The 5,652-nt window shown below is 73.7% G+C and carries 5 protein-coding genes and 1 pseudogene; 4 read left to right on the top strand and 2 right to left on the bottom strand.

Annotated features, from left to right (window positions below):
- Window positions 1–98: 98 nt before the first annotated feature.
- Together AB0O00_RS27820 and AB0O00_RS27815 are read right to left on the bottom strand one after the other, a co-directional pair.
- Window positions 99–518: a hypothetical protein gene (locus AB0O00_RS27820; protein WP_363656291.1), complete on the bottom strand. Its 420-nt coding sequence runs from the start codon at window positions 516–518 to the stop codon at window positions 99–101.
- A 52-nt stretch (window positions 519–570) separates the two neighbouring features.
- The gene (locus AB0O00_RS27815; protein ID WP_363656289.1) at window positions 571–1,509 is read right to left on the bottom strand and encodes an oxidoreductase; all 939 of its coding nucleotides are present in this window, start codon (window positions 1,507–1,509) and stop codon (window positions 571–573) included.
- A gap of 84 nt (window positions 1,510–1,593) precedes the next feature.
- On the opposite strand from AB0O00_RS27815, the gene AB0O00_RS27810 reads away from it, so the two are divergent.
- The 4 genes and pseudogenes from AB0O00_RS27810 to AB0O00_RS27795 all read left to right on the top strand — a co-directional run.
- Window positions 1,594–2,586, top strand: a complete 993-nt coding sequence (locus AB0O00_RS27810; protein WP_363656287.1) for a DUF5937 family protein — start codon at window positions 1,594–1,596, stop codon at window positions 2,584–2,586.
- Between the two features lie 91 nt (window positions 2,587–2,677).
- Entirely contained in the window at window positions 2,678–4,150 is a 1,473-nt protein-coding gene (locus AB0O00_RS27805) for a glycerophosphodiester phosphodiesterase family protein (protein ID WP_363656285.1), read from the top strand.
- 126 nt (window positions 4,151–4,276) lie between these two features.
- Window positions 4,277–5,251 (top strand): D-2-hydroxyacid dehydrogenase family protein, encoded by a 975-nt coding sequence (locus AB0O00_RS27800; protein WP_363656284.1) that lies wholly within the window; start codon window positions 4,277–4,279, stop codon window positions 5,249–5,251.
- A gap of 42 nt (window positions 5,252–5,293) precedes the next feature.
- Window positions 5,294–5,652 (top strand): annotated as a pseudogene (locus AB0O00_RS27795) (hypothetical protein); the annotation flags it as partial.

Below are 5,652 nucleotides of genomic sequence, written 5' to 3'. Positions count from 1 at the left end.
AGGATGTCTTGGAGGACAAACCTCTTCTACGGCAGCTCCGCTGCTTTGCCCAGCGGCCTTGACAGACGAGCGCCACGCCTAACTGAACGGCGTTGTGGCTAGTAGTCGTCCGGCTGGAATCGGGCGAGTGCAGTCCAGTCCAACGGGTGCACGATCTCGGCCAGGCGACTGAAGGGGTCCTCATCCGGCTGTTGGAACCACACCACGGACAGCATGCTCCTGCCGAAATCGGTGACTCCCGCCGGGCGCCAGGTTGCGCTCAGCCGGGCGTGCACCCTGGTCCGTGGCAGCCAGGTGTCCACCCGCGCGGCCGCGTCGGCCCGGATGGTGTCCAGGTCATGGATGTACAGATCCGGCGTACCGGCGAGCTGCTTCTCCAACTGCATGATCCTGAGGCGGCGATGCAGGTAGGGCGTCCCCTCGATCATCCCTTCGACGTCGTCCCACATGCGCAATTCGCGCAATGCCGCGCAGATGTCTCCCACTTGGAACGTCCGCAGCTCAAGCTCCCCACTCATGGCGCGCAGCCTACTGAAGTCGGGTGGGTCGACTTCCTGGGTGGGGGTGGGGTCAGGGGCGGTGGGCGGTGTTCAGGAGGGTGAGGTCGGCGGGGGTGAGGGGGAGGGTGGCGGCGGCGATGTTTTCGGTGAGGTGGGTGAGGTCGCCGGTGCCGGGGATGGCCAGGATGTTGGGGGCGCGGTGGAGGGTCCAGGCCAGGCGGACTTGGGCGGGGCTCGCTCCGTGGGCCTTGGCAACGTCCTCCACCTGGGCCGGTTCGGCGGGGCTGCTGCCGGTGCCGCCTTCGCGGCCGGCGCCGGCGATCGCGTAGAAGGGGACGAAGGCGATGCCCTGTTCCGTGCAGAGGCGCAGGACCTCGTCCTGTTCGGGGGCCGCGCCGATGCCGTACGGGTTCTGGACGCAGACCACCGGGGCGATGGACTGGGCCTCGGCCAGGTGGTGGGGGCGGACGTTGGAGAGGCCGAGGTGGCGGATGAGGCCCGCCTCGCGCAACTCGGCGAGGGCGCCGAAGCGTTCGGCGATGGAGTCGGCGCCGACGATGCGCAGGTTGACCAGGTCGAGGTGGTCGCGGCCGAGTTGGCGGAGGTTCTCCTCCACCTGGGCGCGCAGGGCCTCCGGGGTGCGGGCGTGCTCGGCCCACGTGCCGTCGAGTGCGCGGGCCGGGCCGACCTTGGTGGCGATCACGAGGTCGTCCGGGTAGGGCGCCAGCGCCCGGTTGATGAGCTCGTTGGCGGACCGTAGCGGGGAGAAGTAGAAGGCGGCGGTGTCGAGGTGGTTGACGCCGAGTTCGACGGCGCGCCGCAGGACGGCGACGGCCTGGTCGCGGTCGCGCGGGACGGCGTGCGGGATGAGGGCGGGGCCGGTCTGGGGGAGGCGCATGGTGCCGAAGCCGATGCGGTGGACGGTGCGGTCGCCGAGCGTCCAGGTACCGGAGGCGGAGGCATGTACGGAGGCGTGGACGGCGTGCACTGCGGTGTCGTGGGGAGTCATGGTGGCCATGATCGAATCTGCGCTAGCCTGACCGCCAATGATTCGAGAATGTGCGAATCCAATCGGTAGCGCGGAGGAAAGCACATGGCCGTGGAGACGGAACTGTCGTTCACGGCGGCGGATCTGGCGAGCATGCGGTTCGCCGTCTCGCCGATGTGGGAGCTCGGGCCGAGCCTCCGTCTGCTCGCCTCCGGGCGGGCGCACCCGGTGCACCGTCCGTGGGTCGAGCAGGTGCGGCCCCGGCTGGCCACCGTCGGGCCGTTGCGCGGCTGGCTCGCCGAGATCGTGCCGCCCGCCGGGTACGTGCCGGACTTCGTCAACCCGGCCCCGGCCGGCCCCGCGCCCACGCTCGCGGACGAGCTCGCCGCGATCCGGGCCACGCCGGCCGAGCGCGTGCGGAGCGACCTCGACCGCTTGCGGCAGTACGGGGACGGTCTCGGCCCCCGCCTCCGCGCCCTGTACGCCGACCCGCTGGCCGGTCTCGCCCGGCTGACGGAGGCGTTCGAGGCGTACTGGGAGGTCGCGCTCGCGCCGTACTGGGCACGCATCCACGCCGCGCTGGACGCGGACGTCCTGCACCGCGCCCGGCAGGTGGCCGAGCACGGCGCGGCGTGCGTGCTCAACGACCTGCACGCCGAACTCCGGTGGGCGGACGACACGCTCCGGCTGGAGCGCCGCCCGAAGCCGCTGGACCGCCGGACGTCCGGGGCGGGCCTGCTGCTGATCCCGTCCGCGTTCACCGGGCCGGGCCTGCTGATGCGCGTCGCGCCGCCGGACCCGCCGCAGCTCGCGTACCCGGCGCGCGGCATCGGCAGCCTGTGGGAGGTCCGGCCCGCCACGCCGAACGCCGCCCTCGCCGCCGTCCTCGGCCGCTCCCGCGCGCTCCTGCTCGTCGAGCTCGACGCCCCGGCGTCCACCACGGAGCTCGCCCGGCGCACGGGGCTGTCGCCCGCGGCCGTCTCGCAGTATCTGACCGCCCTGCGCGACGCCCGCCTGGTGAGCGCCCACCGCGCGGGCCGCTCGGTGCTGTACGCGCGGACGGCTGCGGCGGAGGCGGTCCTGGCACCGTTGATGTGACGGGGGCCGCCTCCTACGAAAAGCCTAATTGTCACAGCGGGTTCCCCGTTTTTTAGGGGTACATTCGCCGGACGCGCGTAGCGTGCTGTACATGACACTACGTCAGCTCGTCGCCCGCCCCCGACGGACCGGCCTCGTCGCGGCACTGGCCGCGGTGGCCCTCGGAGTCGGCACCATCGCCTTCACGGCCCCGGCCGAGCCGGCGTCGGCACCTGCCGTACGGGACCCCGCCCCCGGTGACGTCGTCGTCGACGAGACCTTCGCCGGTCCCGGCCTCCCCGCCGGCTGGAACCCGGTCGACGGCGACTGGCGCGTCGAGAACGGCCGCCTCGTCGGCACCTCCGCCGACGCGGCCCGGCAGAGCCGGATCACCTTCGGGCGCCACCTCGACGACTTCCGGCTGGAGGCCACCGCCCGGTTCGACACCGTCCAGGACGCCACCCGCTGGACGGCGCTCGGCCTGGACGTCCCCGCCGCCGGGACGACGCCGTGGTCGATCGCCACCGTCCGCTCCGGCACCACGGCCGCCAACGGGCTGGAGTTCGCCCAGCGCACCACCGGCAACGCGTGGAACGTCACCGACACCGCCGCCGCACCCTCCGCCGCCGCCACCGGCCGGGACGTGCGGATCGCCGTCGAGGTGCACGGCATCACCGCTCGCTGGATCTTCGAGGGCCGCGAGGTGCTGCGCACGACCCGGCTCGCCCGCAGCGCGGACGGCGGCCAGGCGCTGCTGGTCAACGGCGCGCGGGTGTCGTTCGCGGCGGTGAAGGTGACGGCGCTCGCGCCGAACGCGTGGATCCGCCCGGCCGGGACGCCGGTGACGGTGTTCGCGCACCGCGGCGGCTCGTCCGCGGCGCCCGAGAACACGCTGGTCTCGGACGAGGTCGCCCGCCGGGCCGGCGCCCAGTGGGTCGAGAACGACGTCCAGCCGAGCAAGGACGGCGTCCCGTACGTCCTGCACGACGACACCGTGGACCGCACGACCAACGGCACCGGCCGCATCCGCGACCTGACGGCCGCCCAGCTGGACGCGCTCGACGCCGGCTCCTGGTTCGCCCCGGCCTACGCGGGCACCAGGCTGCCGACGCTCGCCGCACAGCTGGAGGACCTGCGCACCCGCGGCGGCAACCTGCTGCTGGAGATCAAGGGGCCGCACACCCGCGACGAGGTCGCCAGGATCGTGAAGGAGGTCCGCGACCACGGCATGACCGACCGGGTCTTCGTCCAGAGCTTCCAGGTGGACGCCCTGCGCTACACCCGCGAGCTCGCACCCGAGCTGCCCCTCGGCCTGCTGCGCTCCGAGCTCGACCCCGACCCCGTCGCCACCGCGCGCGACCTCGGGCTCACCGCCTACAACCCGTCGGACGGCGCCGTCGCCCCGCGCCTCGGCGTGGTGAAGGACCTGCACGCCGCCGGCGTCGCCGTGAACGTCTGGACGGTCGACGCGCCGGCCCGCTGGAAGGCACTGGAGACGGCCGGGGTGGACGGCATCATCACCAACCGCGCGGCGGAGCTGGCCGGTTGGAACGAGGCCTGGCTCCAGGCCGCGGCCGGCCGGTAGGGCCTGTCTTCACACCCCCGTCGTCGCCCGGCAGGCGGGGGTTTGAAGACAGGCTCCAGTCCGCGCCGTGAAGCCTGCGGGTCCCCGATCCCCAGGAGGACGGGGCTCTCTGCGACAGTGAACGGCATGTACGTTCCGACTGCGAAACTCCGCTGCGCGCTGCTCGACGACTTCCAGGACGTCGGTACCTCGATGGCCGACTGGTCCCCGCTCGCCGACCGGGTCGAGCCGGTCTCCTTCCACGAGCACTTCGCCACCGAGGACGAACTCGCCGAAGCCCTGCCCGAGTTCGACATCGTCGTGACGCTGCGCGAGCGCGTGCCGTTCCCCGCCTCGCTGTTCGCCCGGCTGCCCCGGCTGCGGCTGCTGATCGCCTCCGGCATGCGGAACGCGGCGATCGACCTCGCCGCCGCCGAGGCGCACGGCGTCACCGTGTGCGGCACCGGCAGCTCCGGCACGCCGCCGGTCGAGCTGACATGGGCGCTGCTGCTCGGCCTCGCCCGCGGGATCGTGACGGAGAGCAACGCGCTGCGCGGGAACGGCCCCTGGCAGAGCACCGTCGGCGCGGACCTGCACGGCCGGGTGCTCGGCCTGATCGGGCTCGGCCGGATCGGCACGCTGGTGGCGAAGGTCGGGGTGGCCTTCGGCATGGACGTCGTCGCCTGGAGCCGGAGCCTGACGGACGAGCGCGCCGCGGAGGCGGGCGTGCGGCGGGCCGCGAGCAAGGAGGAGCTGCTGCGCGAGAGCGACTTCGTGTCCATTCACGTCAACCTGAACGAGGGCACCCGCGGGCTGATCGGCGCCGCCGAACTGAACCTGATGAAGCCCGCCGCGTACCTGGTGAACACCTCCCGGGCGGCGATCGTCGACCAGGACGCGCTGATCCACGCGCTCACCGAGGGCCGGATCGCGGGCGCCGGCGCGGACGTCTTCGACGTCGAGCCGCTGCCCGCCGACCACCCGATGCGGACGGTGCCGCGGCTGCTGGCCACGCCGCACCTCGGGTACGTGACGCGCGACAACTACCGCCGCTACTACGGCGAGGCGATCGAGGACATCACGGCGTACCTCGCGGGCGACCCGATCCGCCGGCTCGGCTGAGCGCTCCACGGGATCGGGCCGGGCCCGCCGCATACTGGGCGCGTGACGAGCCAGGACGACATGCGGACGGCGGGCCGGCGCGGGGTGCTGCGAGCGGGCGCGGCGGCGCTGCTGCTCGGAGCCGCCGGGTGCGGGAGCGGGAGCAAACAGCATGTGGCGGCCCCGAGTTCAACGAGCCCGAGCCCGAGTGCACCCCCGCAGACCCCCCTCCCCAACCCCCCGCTCTGGCAGCCCGGCCCCGCCGAGGTGCAGCCCGACGTCAAGCGCCGCGCCGTCGAGCTGGTCGCCGCGCTCGGCGCGTGGCCGCCCGGCGGGCAGGGCGCGGAGGCGGCGCGGGCCCGGGTGGCGGCGCTCGGGCTGCCGCCCGCGCTCGCGGACGCGGCCGGACCGCTCGCCCCCGC

This window comes from Kitasatospora sp. NPDC093558 (genome assembly GCF_040683475.1).
Classification (GTDB): Bacteria; Actinomycetota; Actinomycetes; order Streptomycetales; family Streptomycetaceae; genus Kitasatospora.
Note: the sequence above shows the minus strand (reverse complement) of the source record. Positions and strands in the feature narration are given on the sequence as shown.

Bases quoted from the DNA above. Each gene is read 5' to 3' on its own strand.
- AB0O00_RS27820 (WP_363656291.1), bottom strand. From the start codon at position 518: ATGAGTGGGGAGCTTGAGCTGCGGACGTTCCAAGTGGGAGACATCTGC.
- AB0O00_RS27815 (WP_363656289.1), bottom strand. From the start codon at position 1,509: ATGACTCCCCACGACACCGCAGTGCACGCCGTCCACGCCTCCGTACAT.
- AB0O00_RS27810 (WP_363656287.1), top strand. From the start codon at position 1,594: ATGGCCGTGGAGACGGAACTGTCGTTCACGGCGGCGGATCTGGCGAGC.
- AB0O00_RS27805 (WP_363656285.1), top strand. From the start codon at position 2,678: ATGACACTACGTCAGCTCGTCGCCCGCCCCCGACGGACCGGCCTCGTC.
- AB0O00_RS27800 (WP_363656284.1), top strand. From the start codon at position 4,277: ATGTACGTTCCGACTGCGAAACTCCGCTGCGCGCTGCTCGACGACTTC.